The organism is Thermomonospora catenispora (genome assembly GCF_006363815.1).
Taxonomy (GTDB): domain Bacteria; phylum Actinomycetota; class Actinomycetes; order Streptosporangiales; family Streptosporangiaceae; genus Thermomonospora; species Thermomonospora catenispora.
In genome coordinates, this window is the sequence record NZ_RRYT01000026.1 from 51,331 (window position 1) to 68,409 (window position 17,079).

The 17,079-nt window shown below is 73.2% G+C and carries 13 protein-coding genes; 7 read left to right on the forward strand and 6 right to left on the reverse strand.

Annotated features, from left to right (window positions below):
* Nucleotides 1-35 precede the first annotated feature (35 nt).
* The 3 genes from ilvA to EIO00_RS18640 all read right to left on the reverse strand — a co-directional run bounded on the left by ilvA (nucleotide 36) and on the right by EIO00_RS18640 (nucleotide 3,577).
* Complete coding sequence (gene ilvA / locus EIO00_RS18630; RefSeq protein WP_140180709.1) at nucleotides 36-1,244, reverse strand: threonine ammonia-lyase; 1,209 nt, start codon at nucleotides 1,242-1,244, stop codon at nucleotides 36-38.
* A gap of 58 nt (nucleotides 1,245-1,302) precedes the next feature.
* Nucleotides 1,303-2,229: an ROK family protein gene (locus tag EIO00_RS18635; RefSeq protein ID WP_140180744.1), complete on the reverse strand. Its 927-nt coding sequence runs from the start codon at nucleotides 2,227-2,229 to the stop codon at nucleotides 1,303-1,305.
* 178 nt (nucleotides 2,230-2,407) lie between these two features.
* Entirely contained in the window at nucleotides 2,408-3,577 is a 1,170-nt protein-coding gene (locus tag EIO00_RS18640; protein ID WP_140180712.1) for an FIST signal transduction protein, read from the reverse strand.
* Between the two features lie 161 nt (nucleotides 3,578-3,738).
* Here EIO00_RS18640 and EIO00_RS18645 point away from each other — a divergent pair, with 161 nt between their 5' ends.
* Genes EIO00_RS18645 through EIO00_RS18655 form a run of 3 tightly spaced genes read left to right on the forward strand, consistent with a single transcriptional unit; the run spans nucleotide 3,739 to nucleotide 7,728 of the window.
* Nucleotides 3,739-5,157 carry a sigma 54-interacting transcriptional regulator gene (locus EIO00_RS18645; protein WP_140180714.1) on the forward strand — a complete coding sequence of 473 codons (1,419 nt, stop codon included), beginning with the start codon at nucleotides 3,739-3,741 and terminating at the stop codon, nucleotides 5,155-5,157.
* Between the two features lie 55 nt (nucleotides 5,158-5,212).
* A complete protein-coding gene (locus tag EIO00_RS18650) occupies nucleotides 5,213-7,186 on the forward strand; it encodes a VWA domain-containing protein (protein ID WP_140180716.1) in 1,974 nt (657 codons plus the stop codon).
* A gap of 35 nt (nucleotides 7,187-7,221) precedes the next feature.
* On the forward strand, nucleotides 7,222-7,728 hold the full coding sequence (locus EIO00_RS18655; RefSeq protein WP_140180718.1) for a hypothetical protein: 507 nt from the start codon (nucleotides 7,222-7,224) through the stop codon (nucleotides 7,726-7,728).
* Nucleotides 7,729-7,732: 4 nt separating this feature from the next.
* On the opposite strand, the gene EIO00_RS18660 is transcribed toward EIO00_RS18655, so the two are convergent.
* Nucleotides 7,733-8,731 carry an alpha/beta hydrolase gene (locus EIO00_RS18660; RefSeq protein ID WP_161602753.1) on the reverse strand — a complete coding sequence of 333 codons (999 nt, stop codon included), beginning with the start codon at nucleotides 8,729-8,731 and terminating at the stop codon, nucleotides 7,733-7,735.
* Between the two features lie 81 nt (nucleotides 8,732-8,812).
* Nucleotides 8,813-9,961: a cystathionine gamma-synthase gene (locus EIO00_RS18665; RefSeq protein ID WP_140180722.1), complete on the reverse strand. Its 1,149-nt coding sequence runs from the start codon at nucleotides 9,959-9,961 to the stop codon at nucleotides 8,813-8,815.
* A gap of 164 nt (nucleotides 9,962-10,125) precedes the next feature.
* Here EIO00_RS18665 and EIO00_RS18670 point away from each other — a divergent pair, with 164 nt between their 5' ends.
* The gene (locus tag EIO00_RS18670) at nucleotides 10,126-12,288 is read left to right on the forward strand and encodes an MMPL family transporter (RefSeq protein ID WP_140180724.1); all 2,163 of its coding nucleotides are present in this window, start codon (nucleotides 10,126-10,128) and stop codon (nucleotides 12,286-12,288) included.
* A gap of 289 nt (nucleotides 12,289-12,577) precedes the next feature.
* Here the strand turns inward: EIO00_RS18670 and EIO00_RS18675 are convergent, their stop codons facing one another.
* On the reverse strand, nucleotides 12,578-13,945 hold the full coding sequence (locus tag EIO00_RS18675) for a cystathionine beta-synthase (RefSeq protein WP_140180726.1): 1,368 nt from the start codon (nucleotides 13,943-13,945) through the stop codon (nucleotides 12,578-12,580).
* 196 nt (nucleotides 13,946-14,141) lie between these two features.
* On the opposite strand from EIO00_RS18675, the gene EIO00_RS18680 reads away from it, so the two are divergent.
* From EIO00_RS18680 to EIO00_RS18690, 3 genes are all read left to right on the forward strand, one after another.
* On the forward strand, nucleotides 14,142-15,170 hold the full coding sequence (locus EIO00_RS18680; protein ID WP_140180728.1) for an SGNH/GDSL hydrolase family protein: 1,029 nt from the start codon (nucleotides 14,142-14,144) through the stop codon (nucleotides 15,168-15,170).
* Nucleotides 15,171-15,302: 132 nt separating this feature from the next.
* Nucleotides 15,303-16,622: an outer membrane protein assembly factor BamB family protein gene (locus EIO00_RS18685; protein ID WP_241661457.1), complete on the forward strand. Its 1,320-nt coding sequence runs from the start codon at nucleotides 15,303-15,305 to the stop codon at nucleotides 16,620-16,622.
* Between the two features lie 151 nt (nucleotides 16,623-16,773).
* Nucleotides 16,774-17,079 (forward strand): acetyl-CoA C-acetyltransferase (locus EIO00_RS18690; protein ID WP_479681611.1); only part of this gene is annotated, 306 nt, incomplete at its 3' end.

The following is a 17,079-nucleotide window of genomic DNA, read 5'->3' on the forward strand; positions in this document are numbered from 1 at the left end:
GGGCGTCCCCTCGGCCCGGGGCGCCCGACCGGCGCTCAGCTCAGCGTGAGGGTGTAGCCCTTGTCGCGGAGCCTGGCCAGCACGTCCCGGCAGTGGTCGGGGCCACGGGTCTCCAGGTGCAGCAGCACCTCGGCCTCCTCCACGTGGAGCCGGGCGGCCATCCGCTCGTGCATCACGTCCAGCACGTTCACGCCCAGCTCGGCCAGCTCGCCGAGCAGCGTGACCAGCGCGCCCGGCCGGTCGGTGAGGCGGCACCGCACCACCAGGTAGCGGCCCGCCCCGGTCAGCCCGTGCCGCAGCACCTTCGACAGCAGCAGCGGATCGATGTTGCCGCCGGACAGCACCGCCACCACCGGCGGCTCGAACGCGTAGGCGTGCTCCAGCAAGGCGGCCACCCCGGCCGCCCCGGCGGGCTCGACCACCTGTTTGGCCCGTTCCAGGCACAGCAGCAGGGCCTGGGAGAGCGACTCCTCGGTGACCGTGACCACCGCGTCGACCAGCTTGCTGACCAGCGTGTAGGTCAGCTCGCCGGGGCTGCCCACGCTGATCCCGTCGGCCATGGTGGGGCGCGGCTCGATCCGCACCGGCCGGCCCGCCGCCAGCGAGGGTGGGAACGCCGCCGCCCGCTTGGCCTGCACCCCCACCACCTTGACCTGCGGTTTGAGCGCCTTGGCCGCCCCCGCCACCCCGGAGATCAGCCCGCCGCCGCCCACCGCGGTCACGATGGTGCGGACCTCGGGCAGCTCCTCCAGGACCTCCAGCGCGATGGTGCCCTGACCGGCGACCACGTCCGGGTGGTCGAAGGGATGGATGAACACCGCCCCGTGCTCCTCGGCGTACTCCCGGGCGGCGACCAGGCATTCGTCCACGGTCGGCCCGGGGAAGATCACCTCGGCCCCGTAGGAGCGGGTCGCCTCGACCTTGGGCAGCGGGGCGCCCTCCGGCATGAAGACGGTGGCCTTGCAGCCCAGCAGCGAGGCGGCCAGCGCCACCCCCTGCGCGTGGTTGCCGGCGCTGGCCGCCACCACGCCCGTGGCCCGTTGCGCCTCGGTGAGCCCGGCGATCCGCACATACGCCCCGCGCACCTTGAACGACCCGGTGCGCTGCACGTTCTCGCACTTGAGATAGACCGGACCGCCGATCGCCTCCGACAGCACCCGGGAGTGCAGCAGCGGCGTCGGCACGATCACGCCGCGCAGCAGCTCCCGTGCCGCACGGACCTCATCGACGCTGACGAGTCTCACGCCGCGAGTGTAAGCCCCCGCCTGTTCGGCGGAGCCGCGGCTCGGGCGCGGGCCGCCCTCAATCGGCGTTCCAGTAGCGGTCGGCGGCGAAGACGAGGGCGGCGGCGCCGACCAGGCCGGCGGTCTGGCCGAGCGCGGCGGGGACGACGCGGACCCGGCGGGCGAAGTCCATGCGGGCGTGGGTGCGCAGCGCCTCCTCCAGCGGGTCGAACAGCAGCGGGCCCGCCTGCGACAGGCCGCCGCCGATCGAGACGACCTCCAGGTCGCACAGATGCGCGGCGGAGGCGATGGCGACGCCGAGGGCGCGGCCGGCGCGGTCCATGGCGGCGGAGGCGACCGGGTGGCCGCGGCGGGCGTCCTCGGTCAGCTCGACGCCGGTGACGTCGGTGCGGCCGGGCCGCCAGCCCTGCTCCTGGGCCCAGGCGACCAGGCCGGGGCCGCGGGCGATCGCCTCCAGGCAGCCCCGCCCGCCGCACTTGCACGGCGGTCCCTGCGGGTCGACCACCACATGGCCGATGTGCCCGGCGTTGCCGCTGGCCCCGTCGACCAGACGGCCGCCCAGGATCAGGCCGCCGCCGACCCCGGTGGACACCACCATGCCCAGCACGTTGTCGCGCCCGCGCCCGGCGCCCCGCCAGTGCTCGCCGATCGCCACGCAGATCGCGTCGTTGTGCACCCGCACCGGCAGGCCCGGATGGCGCTCGCGGAGCCGGTCGCGCAGCGGGAAGTCCCGCCAGGCCGGAATGTTGAGCGGGGAGACCTCTCCGGACGGCCAGCGCATCGGCCCGCCGCAGCCGACCCCCACCCCGGCCAGCGGCGGGTCGCCCGCGTCGGCGACCAGCTTGTCCAGCAGCGCCAGCAGGCTCCGCCACAGCCCTTCGGCGTCCAGCCCGACGGGCGTGCGCGTGCGGCCGTGGTGGGCGACGCGTCCGCCGGGCTCGACGAGCGCCGCCGCCAGCTTCGTCCCCCCGATGTCGATCGCCAGCGCGAGCGGTTCGGCCTCCCTCGCCGGTCCTCGCGCGGTCTCTCTCGCCGGTTCTCTCGCGGGTCCTTGCGCGGATCCTCGCACGGGTCCTCGCGCCGGGTCGCGCTCGGCGGCCTGCGGGGCGTCGTGGGGCACGGTGTTCTCCTGTGTCTCGGGCCTGTGTCCTGAGTCGGCTCGGTCACGTCCGGGCCGTCGGCCCGAACGCCAGGATGGAGGCGGTGAAGCCGTGCACGTGGTTGCGGCCGGAGACCGGGCCGATCTCACCGGCGGCGAAGAACCCGCCCACCCCGGCCGGACCGAACGTGCGGCGCAGCAGCTTCACATCGTGGTCGGAGTCGGGGAACATCGCCCGGCCCCGCCCGTTGCAGGAGAACAGCAGCGCCCCTTCCACCGGGGACAGGTCGAAGCGGTTCAGCAGCTCGGCCAGGTCCTCGTCGGCGGCGCCGGCGTCCCGGACCTGGAAACGGACGGTGCGTCCCACCTCGATCACGTCGCCGATCGCGATGGCGCCGGTGTCGGCGTCCGCGCCCACCACCCCGCGCACCAGGAAGTCGCCGTGCTCGTGCTCCTCGGCGTACTCGTCCATCGCCACCCCGATGAGCAGACCGCGGGCGGCCATCTCCTGCTCCTCCTCGGAGAGGGTGAGCACGATCTGCTCCAGCTTCTCCAGGGCGGGCGTGCCGGCCAGCTCATACAGCACGTTCTCTTCGGCCTTGGTCACCACCATGTCCGGGCCGATCGGCCGGGCCCCCTGGCTGACCAGGGTGGCGGCGGTGACCGGACCGCCCAGCACCACCCCGACCGCGCCGTCGTCGTACACCTCGTCGTTGAGCAGCAGCCTGGTCCGGCCCGCGCCCTGCCCGCCGGCCAGGCCGCCGACGAGCGGCAGGCCGGGCAGCGCCTCGGAGGAGTGCTCGACGAACGCGTCCACCGGGAAGCTGTAGGGGTCGGCCAGCAGCATGCCGACCACGTCGTCGTCGTGCTCCTCCGGCATCCCGACCACCACCAGGCGATCCTCGGCGCGCAGCGTCTCCAGCCGGAACGCCTCCAGCCGGGCCTCGGGCAGCGACCCGGCCCAGGCGCTCACCGCGCTGGCCTCCTCGACGCCGCGGTCGCCGCCGATCACCCCGCTGCCGTTGCAGCCGACCACCACCTGCGCACCGGCGTCCCGGGCCACCGCCGCGGCCCGCAGGGCGGCCTCCGCCGTGGCGCCGACGTCCTCGGCGGCCACGAACACGCAGACCAGGTCGGGGGGAGCGGTCAGCGGCGCCAGCGCCTGCCGGACCGAGGACTCGGCGGCGCCGACCAGATCGGGTCCGAGAGCCAGGCCATCACCGAATCGCGCCATCGGCTCCCCCTCCCTCGTGCGGTCCCTGCATGCGGGTCATGCCTCGATTCTCCCCGCCGACGGGTCCGGTACCCAACCATCGGGAGGCACGGCCCGGGACGCGGATTCGGTCCGGGCAGGTGCAGTCCGGCCATCGGCGGCGTACTGTCGATCGTGTGTCCTTGACGACGAATGAACCTGCGCCGGCCGACACCACCGTCGGCGCGCTGCGCGCCGACGGTCACGTCCAGCGTTCGGTGAAGGCCGAGATCAGGCACAACCTGCTGGAGCTGCTGCGGTCCGGTCGTCCCCGCTTCCCCGGCATGATCGGGTTCGAGGACACCGTGCTGCCGCATGTGGAGCGAGCGCTGCTGGCCGGCCACGACATGGTCCTGCTCGGGGAGCGCGGTCAGGGCAAGACCCGGCTGATCCGCACCCTGGTGGGGCTGCTGGACGAGTGGACCCCGGTGGTGGCGGGGTGCGAGATCAACGACCACCCGTACGCGCCGGTGTGCGTGCGCTGCCGGCGGCTGGCCGCCGAGCTGGGCGACGAGCTCCCGGTGACCTGGAGGCACCGGGAGGAGCGGTTCGGCGAGAAGCTGGCCACCCCGGACACCAGCGTCGGCGACCTGATCGGCGACGTGGACCCGATCAAGGTGGCCGAGGGCCGCACCCTGGGCGACCCGGAGACGGTGCACTTCGGGCTGGTGCCGCGCACCAACCGGGGGATCTTCGCCATCAACGAGCTGCCCGACCTGGCCGAGCGGATCCAGGTGGCGCTGCTGAACGTGCTGGAGGAGCGGGACGTCCAGATCCGCGGCTATGCGCTGCGGCTGCCGCTGGACGTGCTGCTGGTGGCCAGCGCCAACCCCGAGGACTACACCAACCGGGGCCGGATCATCACCCCGCTCAAGGACCGGTTCGGCGCCGAGATCCGCACCCACTACCCGCTGGCGCTGGAGGACGAGCTGGAGCTGATCCGGCAGGAGGCCGCGGTCGCCGAGCTGAACGCCGAGGTGCCCGACCATCTGCTGGAGGTGATGGCCCGGTTCACCCGGCTGGTCCGCGACTCCAACGCCGTCGACGCCCGGTCGGGGGTGTCGGCCCGGTTCGCCATCGCCGGCGCGGAGACCATCGCGGCGGGCGCGGTGCGGCGGGCCGCGCTGACCGGCGAGCAGGACGCGGTGGCGCGGGTGTGCGACCTGCCCGCCGTGGTGCCGGCGGTGATGGGCAAGGTCGAGTTCGAGGTCAGCGAGGAGGGCCGCGAGCAGGAGGTGCTGGAGCACCTCCTGCGCCGGGCCACCGCCGAGACCTTCCGCCGCACGCTGGGCGGCGCCGACCTGTCGGGGCTGCTGGAGAAGTTCGACCAGGGCGCCGTCGTGGAGTCCGGGGAGCTGGTCCCGGCCGCCGAGCTGCTGCGCCGGATCGGGCAGGTGCCCGGCCTGGGCAAGATCGTGCAGCGGCTGGGGATGTCCGGCGAGTCGCCCGGCCAGGCCGCCGCCGCGGTGGAGTTCGCGCTGGAGGGCCTGTTCCTGACGCGCCGGTTGTCCAAGGACGTCGCATCCGACGGCCAGGGCGGAACCGCCACCTACCGCTTGTAGGGCGAGGAGGGAGCCGAGGCGTCCCCGGGGGCGCCGCAGGCGACCGGAGGGCAGCATGAGCCGTTACCGCTACGGGCGCTACCAGGGCGGGCCGGACCCGCTGGAGCCGCCGTACGACATCCGGTCCGCGCTGGACGCCATGGGCGAGTCGGTGCTGGAGGGCACCGGTCCCGGCGAGGCGCTGCGCGAGCTGCTGCGCCGCGGGCTGCCCGGGCGGGACGGCCGGCGGCCCCTCCGCGGCCTGGAGGATCTGCTGCGGCAGGTCCGGCAGCGCCGCCGGGAGCTGCAGAAGCGGGGCCGGCTGGACGGCACGCTGGAGCAGGCGCGGGCGCTGCTGGACACCGCGATCGGGCAGGAGCGCGCCGCGCTGTTCCCCGATCCCAGCGACGAGGCCCGGCTGCGCGAGGCGGAGCTGGACGCGCTGCCGAGCGACACCGCTCAGGCGATCCGGCGGCTGTCGGACTACGACTGGCGGTCGGAGGCGGCCCGCGCGACCTTCGAGAAGCTCAAGGACCTGCTGCGCCGCGAGGTGCTGGACGCCCAGTTCCAGGGCATCCGGCAGGCGCTGGCCGATCCGGACCCGCAGGCGATGCAGCGGGTCAAGGACATGATGGCCGCGCTCAACGACATGCTCGCCGCCGACGAGCGGGGCGAGCACACGCCGGAGGACTTCGCGGAGTTCATGCGCGAGTACGGGGATTTCTTCCCCGAGAACCCGCGGAACCTGGAGGAGCTGGTCGACTCCCTGGCGCGGCGGGCGGCGGCGATGGACCGGCTGCTGGCCTCGCTGAGCCCGCAGCAGCGCGAGGAGCTGGCCTCGCTGATGCAGCAGGTCATGGAGGACGCCGGGCTGGCGATGGAGATGGCCCGGCTCGGTGAGGCGCTCCGGACCCGCCGCCCCGATCTGGGCTGGGGCCGGCCGGAGCGGATGACCGGCGAGGAGCCCCTCGGGCTGGGCGACGCCACCGCCGCGCTGGCGGAGCTGGCCGACCTGGCCGAGCTGGAGGCGGCGCTGGCGCAGGACTACCCGGGCGCCCGGCTGGACGACATCGACGAGGAGGCGGTCCGCCGGGCGCTGGGCCGCCGGGCCGTCGACGACCTGGCCGAGCTGCGCCGCATCGAACGGGAGCTGGAGCGGCAGGGCTATCTGCAGCGCAGCGGCGGCCGGCTGGAGCTGACGCCCAAGGCGGTGCGGCGGCTGGGCGAGACCGCGCTGCGCCGGGTGTTCGCGCAGCTCAAAAGCGGCCGGCGCGGCGACCACGACCAGCGGAACGCCGGGCAGGCCGGCGAGCTGACCGGGGCGTCGCGTCCCTGGCGGTTCGGCGACGAGCAGCCGCTGGACGTGGTCCGCACGGTGAGCAACGCCGTCCGCCGGAGCGCCGCCGCCCCGACCGGCGACCGCTCGGTGCGGCTCAGCGTGGACGACTTCGAGGTGCTGGAGACCGAACGCCGCACGGCGGCGGCGGTGTGCCTGCTGGTGGACCTGTCGTACTCGATGGTGCTGCGCGGCGCCTGGGGGGCGGCCAAGCAGACGGCGCTGGCCCTGCACACCCTGGTGTCCAGCAAGTACCCGCAGGACGCCATTCAGATCATCGGGTTCTCCAACTACGCCCGGGTGCTGCAGCCGACCGAGATGGCGGGGCTGGACTGGGACATGGTGCAGGGCACCAACCTGCACCATGCGTTGATGATCGCCGGGCGGCATCTGGACCGGCATCCGGACTTCGAGCCGGTGGTGCTGGTGGTCACCGACGGCGAGCCGACCGCCCATCTGCGGCCGGACGGGCGGTCGCTGTTCGACTATCCGCCGTCGCACGAGACGCTGGTGCTGACGCTGGCGGAGATCGACAAGATGACCCGGCGGGGCGCCACGCTGAACATGTTCATGCTGGCCGACGACCATCGGCTGGTGTCGTTCGTGCAGGAGGTGGCGCGGCGCAACGGCGGCCGGGTGTTCGCCCCCGATGCGGAACGCCTCGGCGAGTACGTGGTCAGTGACTATCTGCGCATGCGGCGTGGCGGAAAGTGACGTAACGAGGGCGCTCGGCGGGTAGGTTCGTGGCCATGTCGACCTCCGAGCGCCTGCTGCTGATACTGCACATCGGATTCGCCGTGTTCACGCTGGGGCCGCTGACCGCCGCGACCATGGCCACCCCGCGCTACATCCGGCGGCGCGACCCCCGGGTGCTGCACTATCTCAACCGCGCCACCCGCATCTACGGGCTGAGCGCGTTAGGGATCTTCCTGTTCGGGCTGCTCCTGGCCAGAGGCCGGTTCGACGAGATGTGGCTGTCGGTGTCGATGACGCTGTTCGTCGTGGCGCTGGCGCTGCTGGCGATCGTGGAACGCGATCAGCGCAAGGCGATCCACCGGGTGGAGGTGGGCGCCGCCGAGGACCGCACCGCCGCGGCCGAGGAGGCGGCCCGGCCCCGCCACGAGGAGGATGAGGAGCAGCCGGCCGCCCGCCACGAGGAGGTCGCCCAGGTCGAGCGCGGCCGGATCGCCGCGATCTCGGGCGTGATCGCGCTGCTGTGGCTGGTGATCCTGACCTTGATGGTCTGGTACGGCTGAGCGGCTAACGACCGACGGCCTGGTCGATCCAGCGGGCCACCGCGGCGAACCGGGCGGGGTCGCGCAGCAGCGTCCCCCCGTGCGCACGCCCCGGCACGACCTGCACGGTCGCCTTCACCCCGGCGGCGGTGAGCACGGACGCCAGCATCCTGCCGTGCAGGGCCGGGACGAACTCGTTCGCGCTGTGGAGCAGCAGCATCGGGGCGTCCCCCGGCCCGGCATGGCTGGTGGGGGCGGCGTCCTCCATCCGCTCGAAGCAGGAGGGGTCGGCGTCCGGCGCCTCGGGATCGCAGCCCAGCAGCTCGCGCACCGCCTGGCGGAGCTTGCGGCGGGACTGGCTGGCGCCGGGGGCCGCGCCGTCGCGGTAGGCCCGCTCCAGGGAGATCACCGGGGACAGCGCCACGACGCCCCGGACCCGCCTGCCGCCCTCGCCCACCGTGCCGAGCTGGGCGGCCAGATGACCGCCCGCCGAGGAGCCGAGGACCACGATGCGGTCCGGGTCGAGCCGCCACTGCCGGGCGTTCCGCTTGACGTACTCCAGCGCGGCGGCCACATCGGTGCGCTGGGCGGGCCAGCGGGCGGGGATGAGCCGGTAGTTGGTGACGAACACCGCGTAGCCGCGGGCGGCCAGTCTGCGGGCGGTGTACTTCCAGTCGGACTTGTCGCCGGACTTCCAGTAGCCGCCGTGCACGATCAGCACGCCGGGCCGCTCCCGGTCGGCGTCGTGCCAGTAGGCGTCCAACCGCTGCCGCTCGGCGGGACCGTAGGAGTAGGTCCGGGTGTTCGGCGGCTCGGGAGTGATCATGACGGCCCGTGCGGTGACGACGTCGTCGGCGGCCGGTGGGAGGGTGGGCGCCGGCGCGCCCGTGACGGACGGTGCGGCCGCGGGAGGCTGCGGCGCGGCCGGGGCGGACGGCGGCAGGGCGACCGCTTCGGCCGGGACGGTCATGGCGGACAGCGTCACCGCGGCCAGCACCGTTCCGTAGACCTTCGCCGTGCGCACCGATGCCACCTCCGAACGGAAACCCATCGAGATTGTGGCATGCCGGGGCGCATGTGTGGATCTTGTTCCGCGAACCGCGGGTCAGCCCAGCGCCTGCCGCAGGTCCTCCAGCAGATCGTCGACGCTCTCGATGCCGACCGACAGCCTGACCAGGTCGGCGGGGACCTCCAGCGGCGAGCCGGCCGCCGACGCGTGGGTCATCTTGGCCGGATGCTCGATCAGGGACTCCACGCCGCCCAGCGACTCACCGAGGGTGAACAGCCTGGTGCGCTCGCACACCCGCAGCGCCGCCTCGGCCGAGGCCATCCGGAAGGAGACCATCCCGCCGAACGCCTTCATCTGCTTGGCGGCGGTCTCGTGCCCCGGATGGTCCGGCAGCCCCGGGTACAGCACGGTGCGCACCGCCGGGTGGGCGGTGAGCATGTCCACGATCGCGGCGGCGTTGGCGCAGTGCCGGTCCATCCGCACCCCGAGCGTCTTGATGCCGCGCAGCGTCAGCCAGGAGTCGAACGGCCCGGCGATCGCGCCCATCGCGTTCTGGTGGAAGGCCAGCCGCTCCCCCAGCTCGGCGTCGCCGGTCACCAGCGCGCCGCCGACCACGTCGGAGTGGCCGCCGAGGTACTTGGTGGTGGAGTGCACCACCACGTGCGCGCCCAGCGTCAGCGGACGCTGCAGGTACGGCGAGGCGAACGTGTTGTCCACCACCAGCAGCAGGTCGTGGTCGCGGGCGACGGCGGCCAGCCGCTCGATGTCGGCGATGCCCAGCAGCGGGTTGGTGGGCGTCTCCACCCAGATCATCGTGGTCTGCGGGCGGATGGCCGCCCGGACCGCGTCCAGGTCGGCCAGCGGCACCGGGTCGCAGGTCACGCCCCACCGCTCGTACACCCTGGCGAACAGCCGGTAGGTGCCGCCGTAGGCGTCGTTCGGCACGACGATGTGGTCGCCGGGCGCGCAGACGGTGCGCAGCAGGGTGTCCTCGGCGGCCAGACCGGAGGCGAACGCCAGCCCGCGCACGCCGCCCTCCAGCGCCGCCAGGCACTCCTCCAGCGCCGTGCGCGTCGGGTTGGCCGAACGGCTGTATTCGTATCCCCCGCGCAGGCCGCCCACGCCGTCCTGCTTGTAGGTGGAGACCTGGTAGATCGGGGGGACCACCGCGCCCGTCGTGGGGTCGGGCTCCTGCCCGGCGTGGATGGCCAGCGTCTCAAAGCCCCGGTGAACGTCGTTGTTCATGGAACACGAGGCTAGTGCCCCCTCCCCCCTCCTGAAGGAGGAGGGCATCCCTCCCAGGTATCAGCGACGATTTCCCCGCAGCGACCGAATCGCGCCGAGAGTCAGGTCCCGTACCGTCATGGGGGTAACCTCACGATCTTTTCTTTCATCCTAGGAAGGCGCGGATGTTCGCTGCACTGGCACGCGTCGTCGTACGACATCCCTGGTGGACGATAGCGGCCTGGCTGGTCGCGGCCGTCGCCGTCATCGGGCTGTCCCCCGAGCTGAAGACCGAGTCCGACCAGAGCGAGTTCCTGCCCACGAAGTACGAGTCGGTGCAGGCCTTGGAGATCGCCCAGCGGGCGTTCCCGCAGCAGGCCGAGCTGAGCGCGCTGATCGTGGTGCAGCGGACCGACGGGAAGCCGATCACCCCCGCCGACAGCGCGAAGATCGAGCAGGCGGCGCGGACCATGACGGCGAACGTCGGCAAGTACGCCACCGTCCAGGGCTTCGTGACCAACGAGCAGGCGGTGGCGCCCAACCGGTCGATCCAGCTCATCACCGTGCCGATGAAGGCGGTGACCGGGGTCGAGGAGAACAAGGCGCAGTCCCAGGCGATCAAGGACATCCGCGTCGACCTGCCCAAGGCCCTCGGCCCCGGCCTGGAGGCCAAGGTCGGCGGCGAGATCGCCACCTGGGTGGACAACGAGGACTCCTTCGCCCAGTCCTTCGCCATCGTCAGCATCGCCACGTTCGCGCTGATCATCGGGCTGATCCTGCTGATCTTCCGGGCGCCGCTGGCGGCGGTGCTGCCGATCATCGTGATCGCCGCCACCGAGCAGGTGTCGATGGGCCTGATCGGCGTGGCGTCCAAGCTGCTGGACTTCTCCGGTGACGACAGCCTGCAGATCATCTTGACCGTGGTGCTGTTCGGCATCGGCGCCGACTACTACCTGTTCCTGCTGTTCCGCTACCGGGAGCGGCTGCGGGCCGGCGAGGACAAGAAGACCGCCCTGATCGTCGCGGTGGAGCGGGTCGGCGAGGTGATCACCTCGGCGGCGGCGGCGATCGCGGTGACCTTCCTGGTGCTGATGCTGGCCTCGTTCGGGATCTTCTCCGCGTGGGGTCCGTCGCTGGCCATCGGCGTGGCGGTGATGGGCGTCACCTCGCTCACGCTGTTCCCGGCGATCCTGTCGCTGCTGGGCACCGCGGTGTTCTGGCCGTCGAAGTCGTGGAAGAAGCAGCCCACCGGCGCCCTGGCCGCCAGGCTGGGCGGGCTGGTCGGCAAGCGGCCCGCGGTGGTCGCGCTGGTCGCCGCCGCCCTGCTGGTGGCGCTGGCGGTGGGCGCGTCCGCCTTCAAGTCCGACTACGACTTCCAGTCCAGCTTCCCGCAGGACACCGAGTCCGCCCAGGCCGCCAAGGACATGCAGAAGGGCTTCCCGGCCGGTCAGACCACCCCGGTCGAGGTGATCGTGCGTTCCACCGACGGGCGGCCGCTCACCGCCGCCGAGCTGAACGCCCTCGGGCAGAAGGCCCGGTCGCTGAAGGGCGTGGGCGCGGTGCAGCCCGCCGAGATCAGCAAGACCGATCCCACGGTCGGCCGGGTCAACCTGATCCTGGACGGCAACCCCAACAGCAACGACTCCATCAACCTGGTCAAGGACGAGCTGCGGCCGGCGGTGCACGATCTCGCCCCGCCGGGCACCGAGGTCAAGGTCAGCGGCGCCACCGCGGTGTACGGCGACATCAACCAGGTGGTCAACCGCGACCTGTCGGTGATCCTGCCGGTCGCCGGCGTGCTGATCGCGCTGATCCTGCTGGCGCTGCTGCGATCGGTGGTGGCCCCGCTCTACCTGGTCCCGGCGGTGCTGCTGGGGTTCGCGGCCACGCTGGGCTCGGCGGTGTACGTCTTCCAAGGGCTGATGGACAAGCCCGGCGAGATCTTCCACCTGCCGATCATGCTGTACCTGTTCGTGCTGGCCATCGGCACCGACTACAACATCCTGATGACCGCCCGGCTGCGCGAGGAGGCCGAGGAGGGGAACGACCCGCGCCGGGCCGCCGCCCTGGCCATCGAGCACGGCGCTCCCACCGTGGCCGCCGCCGGGCTGATCCTGGCCGGGACCTTCTCGGTGATGCTGCTGGCGCCGGTGTCGATGCTGCAGCAGATGGGCTTCTCCATCGCCCTGGGCATCGCGTTGTCGGCGTTCGTGATGTCCATCTTCCTGGTGCCCGGCGTCACCGCCCTGATCGGTCACAAGGCCTGGTGGCCCGGCCGCGCCGCCGCCTCCGGCAAGGTCTCCAGGCCCGACCCCGACCCGGTCAGGGAGCCGGCCGGTCAGCACTGACCGGACACGGCCGAGGAGCACCGGCGGGCGCCCGACGGGCGCCGGTCGGTCGGCACCGGAACGTCAGGACGCGGGGGCGGTCGCCTCACCGCCCACGCCGGCCGCTCCCGCCTCCTGACCCTTCTCCGACGAGGGCCCGCCCCGGCGGGCCCTCGTCCTCGTCGGCCGCGCCTTCGTCCCGGGGCGGGCCGCCCGCATGCCGCCCTCCCGTCCGCCCCGCGCGGCCGCCGTCCGAGAGCGTCGTCAAGGCGACGCCCGGGCGCCGCCGGGTCGACGTTCGCGCCCGGCGCTAGCCGGCCAGGTGGCTGAGGATGTCCTGACGGGTCAGCAGGCCGGTGGGCTTGCCGTCGTCGAGGACGACGACGGCCCCGGACTTCTCCAGCACGGCGACGGCCTTGCTCACCGGGTCGCCGCCGCCGACCACCGGCAAGGGCTCGGCCATGTGCTCCTCGATCCGGTCCCGGAGCTCGGCGCGCCCGCCGACCAGGGCCGTCAGCAGGTCGTTCTCCCGGATGGCGCCGACCACCTCGGCGGCCATGACCGGCGGCTCCTCCTTCATGACCGGCAGCTGGGAGACACCGTACTCGCGCATGATCGAGATGGCCGTCTCCACCGTCTCGTGCGGGTGGACGTGCACGAACGCGGGCAGGTCGGATCCCTTGCCGGCCAGCACCTCGCGGACGGTGGTCTCCTCGGTGGGCGTGGACAGGAAGCCGTAGCTCGCCATCCAGTCGTCGTTGAAGATCTTGGACAGGTAGCCGCGCCCTCCGTCGGGCAGCAGCACCACGATCACGTCGTCGGGCTCGGCGCGGCGGGCCACGTCGAGGGCCGCCGCCACCGCCATCCCACAGGAGCCGCCGACCAGCAGGGCCTCCTCGCGGGCCAGCCGCCGGGTCATGAGGAAGGCGTCCTTGTCGGAGACCGCGATGACCTCGTCGCAGATCGTCCGGTCGTAGGTGGCCGGCCAGATGTCCTCGCCGACGCCCTCGACCAGGTAGGGGCGGCCGGTGCCGCCGGAGTAGACCGAGCCCTCGGGGTCGGCGCCGATGACCTTCACCCGGCCGTCGGAGACCTCCTTGAGGTAACGGCCGGTGCCGCTGATGGTGCCGCCGGTGCCGATGCCCGCCACGAAGTGGGTGATCCGCCCCTCGGTCTGCTCCCAGATCTCCGGCCCGGTGGTCTCATAGTGCGAGCGCGGGTTGTCGGGGTTGGAGTACTGGTCGGGCTTCCAGGCGCCGGGGATCTCGGCGGCCAGCCGGTCCGACACCGAGTAATAGGAGTCGGGGTGGTCGGGAGGGACGGCGGTGGGGCAGACCACCACCTCGGCGCCGTAGGCCCGCAGCACGTCGATCTTGTCCCGGGCGACCTTGTCGGGGCAGACGAACACGCAGCGGTAGCCCCGCTCGGCCGCCACGATCGCCAGGCCCACGCCGGTGTTGCCACTGGTCGGCTCCACGATGGTGCCGCCGGGCCGGAGCCTGCCGTCGCGCTCGGCGGCCTCGATCATCCGCAGCGCGATGCGGTCCTTCACCGAACCGCCGGGATTGAAGTACTCGACCTTGGCCAGCACCTGTGGGGCCAGGCCCTCGGTCACCTTGCGCAGCCGAACGAGCGGGGTGTCGCCCATCAGCTCGGTCAGCGATTCATGTACACGCACGGTCGACGTCCTTGTCGGATTCCTGTCACGAAGATGCGCCGTGCTCTCGTCGCACTCATGGTCAACAGAGCTGCAACGACGCATCGTCGGATAAATTCTCTAAGCAGACGGTAGCCGACGACAGAGTTCAGGGGGACCGCACCTCCACAGACCGATCACACGGCGTAACTACACGGTGGGAAGGGCGGGTGAGTCGATGCTGAGGGCACGCACGGCACGGCGTATCGCGGCGGCCGCGGCGTACGGCGGCGGCGGGATCACGGTGCTGGGCGGTTTGACGTTCGGCCTGCTGGTCGCGGAGGCCAAGCTGGCCCGCCGGATCATCCAGGCCACCCCGAGCGGCGACCCGCCGGTGGCCGACGGGGTGTACGGGGCGTGGCTGCCCGGCGAGCCGATCTCGTTCGCGGTGCTGGGCGACTCCACCGCGGCCGGGCTGGGCGTGCACCGCCCCGACGAGACGCCCGGCGCGCTGCTGGCCACCGGGCTGTCGGCGATCGCGGGCCGGCCGGTGCGGCTGACCAACGTGGCGCGTTCCGGATCGCGCAGCGAGGCGCTGGAGGGACAGGTCACCCAGGCGCTGACGGCCCGTCCGGACGTGGCGGTGATCATGATCGGGGCCAATGACGTGACCGCCCGGATCCCGCCCGCGGTCTCGGTGCGGCATCTGGACAACGCCGTGCGGCGGCTGTTGGACACCGGCTGCAAGGTGGTCGTGGGCACCTGCCCGGACCTGGGGTCGGTCAAGCCGCTGATGCAGCCGCTGCGGTGGATCGCCCGGCGCGCCAGCCGGCAGCTGGCCGCCGCCCAGACCATCGCGGTGGTCGAGCGGGGCGGCCGGACCGTGTCGCTGGGCGACCTGCTGGGCCGGGAGTTCGCCGCCGAGCCGCGGGAGATGTTCTCCCCCGATCGTTACCATCCGTCTGCGCGAGGTTACGCCGCGGCGGCCATGGCGCTGCTACCGTCGATTGCTGCCGCGCTGGATCTGGAGCCCGAAGCCGAGCTGGAACCGGAGCCCGGCCGCGGCGTCGGTGTCCTCCCCGTCTACCTCGCGGCGGCCGAGGCCGCCGAGGAGCCCGGCACGGAGGTGGCCGGCACCCGGGTGGAGGGCCGCGAACGCGGTCCCCGGGGCCGCTGGGTCACCCTGCTGCGGCGCCGCGGCGCGTCGGCCGAGGAGCCGAGCGGACCGGCGGCCGAGGTCACACCGGGTCCGGCGGGCGCCGTCTGACGGCCGGGCGGGCCCGTCCCGCCCGCTCCGCCACAACCGCACACGCCACGCCCCGTTCACCCCTGGAGTCCGCCCATGCCGAGGCACGCCCAGCATCGGCCACGTTCCGCATCATTGCGAGCACTCTCCGCAGTGATCCTCGGTGCGTCCCTGGTGACGGCCGGCTGTTCCGATGCGCCCGGCTCCTCCGCCGCGGTCGCCCCCGTTCCGCGCTGGTCGGACCCGGCGGTGAACGCGGTGAGCCGTCCGGTGAGCGGCGGCGGCGTCACGGCGGTGACCGCGCTGCGGCCCGACGGGACGCTGGAGACCGCCGTGTACGACCTGGCCACCGGGAGCCGCCGCTGGTCGCGCCCGGCCACCATGGCGGGACGGCCTCCGGGACTGGGCGTGCAGCCGCCCGCGGTGGCGGGTCCGCCCGAGGCTCCGGTGGTGGCGGCGCTGGAGCCGCGCCGGTCCGGCCGGCCCCGGGCGGAGCTGGTGGTGCGGGACGCCGGAAGCGGCGCGTCGCGCTGGTCCCGGCCGGTGGACTCCACGTTCGGCCCCGCCCGGTGCGGCCCCCATGTGTGCCTGACGGAGTCCGCCGGCCGCCGCGACCCCCGGTTCGTGGTCCTGGACCACGCCACCGGCCGGCCGCTGTGGCGGGTGCCGGGGATCGCGGAGGCGGTGGCGGTCACCGGACGGCACACGGTGATCTTCCGGCTGAGCGGGCGGCCGACGCTGGAGAGCCGGGATCTGCGCACCGGCCGGACGCGGTGGACCTTCCCCGTGGAACGCGCCGTGGGCCGGGACGTCGACCTGTCGGGCGGCTGGGCGTTCACCGTGACCGGCGACATGCTCGTGGGCTATCTGGCCCCCCGCGTCGGGCGGGAGGGCCGGCCCGCGTCGGCGTTCGGCCTCTTCGGGCTGAGCGCGCACGACGGCAGGCCGGTGTGGACGCGCCGGGGCCTGCTGCGCGTCTACCCCAGCCCCAGCCCGGCGGTGGCGCCGCTCACCCGGGAGGCGGACTCCCACGGCCGGTACGGGGACTTCATGCGGCTGGATCCGCGGACCGGCCGGACGCTGGGCCGGGTGCCGGGCCACCGGGCCCCGCGGTCGGGGTGGTGGCTGGCGTTCCCCGCCGATCTGTCCCGGCTGGGGTTCTTGACGCTGGACGGCCCCGGCACGGCGGTGGACCTGCGCGACGGCGCCCGGGTCGCCGCGGGCGGCGCGCCGGCCTGGTCGTTCTGCACGGTCAACCCGACCCAGCTGCGGATCGAGGGACAGCGGGGGTTCTTCCCCATCGCCCCCCTGTGCGCCTATGACCTGAACACCGGCCGGAAGGCGACGGCTCCGGGTCCGCCGCCGGTCTGGTACACCGGGGCGACCGACGGCTGGCGGGTGTGGCGGGACGAGCAGGGCGTGCTGCACGCTGTGCGCGACACCAACGGAACGATGCCGGGCATGTACGGATGACCACACCGGCCCGCTGAATCGGTCACATCACAACAAAGCAACCGGGCAAGGCACCCCCCGCTATGTCCTCGTTAGGGGACAGCGGCTAAGTTGCGGTATATGACCGGCGAGTAACAAGCGACACCGGTCGCCGATGAAGAGGGAGACCCATATGCCCGAGGCCGTCATCGTCTCGACCGCCCGGTCACCGATCGGACGTGCGTTCAAGGGGTCGTTGAAGGACATGCGTCCCGACGACCTCGCCGCCCAGATGGTCACCGCCGCCATGGCCAAGGTCCCGCAGCTGAGCCCGGACGACGTCGACGACCTGCTGCTGGGGTGCGGTCTTCCCGGCGGTGAGCAGGGATACAACATGGCCCGCGTGGTCGCGGTGCTGCTGGGCTGGGACAAGGTGCCCGGTGCGACCGTCACCCGGTACTGCGCCTCCAGCCTGCAGACCACCCGGATGGCGTTCCAC

What these genes read in the sequence shown, in the direction of transcription:
- EIO00_RS18670 (WP_140180724.1), top strand. Translation starts at nt 10,126, where the DNA reads ATGTTCGCTGCACTGGCACGCGTCGTCGTACGACATCCCTGGTGGACG.
- EIO00_RS18650 (WP_140180716.1), top strand. Translation starts at nt 5,213, where the DNA reads ATGAGCCGTTACCGCTACGGGCGCTACCAGGGCGGGCCGGACCCGCTG.
- EIO00_RS18665 (WP_140180722.1), bottom strand. Translation starts at nt 9,961, where the DNA reads ATGAACAACGACGTTCACCGGGGCTTTGAGACGCTGGCCATCCACGCC.
- EIO00_RS18680 (WP_140180728.1), top strand. Translation starts at nt 14,142, where the DNA reads ATGCTGAGGGCACGCACGGCACGGCGTATCGCGGCGGCCGCGGCGTAC.
- EIO00_RS18640 (WP_140180712.1), bottom strand. Translation starts at nt 3,577, where the DNA reads ATGGCGCGATTCGGTGATGGCCTGGCTCTCGGACCCGATCTGGTCGGC.
- EIO00_RS18655 (WP_140180718.1), top strand. Translation starts at nt 7,222, where the DNA reads ATGTCGACCTCCGAGCGCCTGCTGCTGATACTGCACATCGGATTCGCC.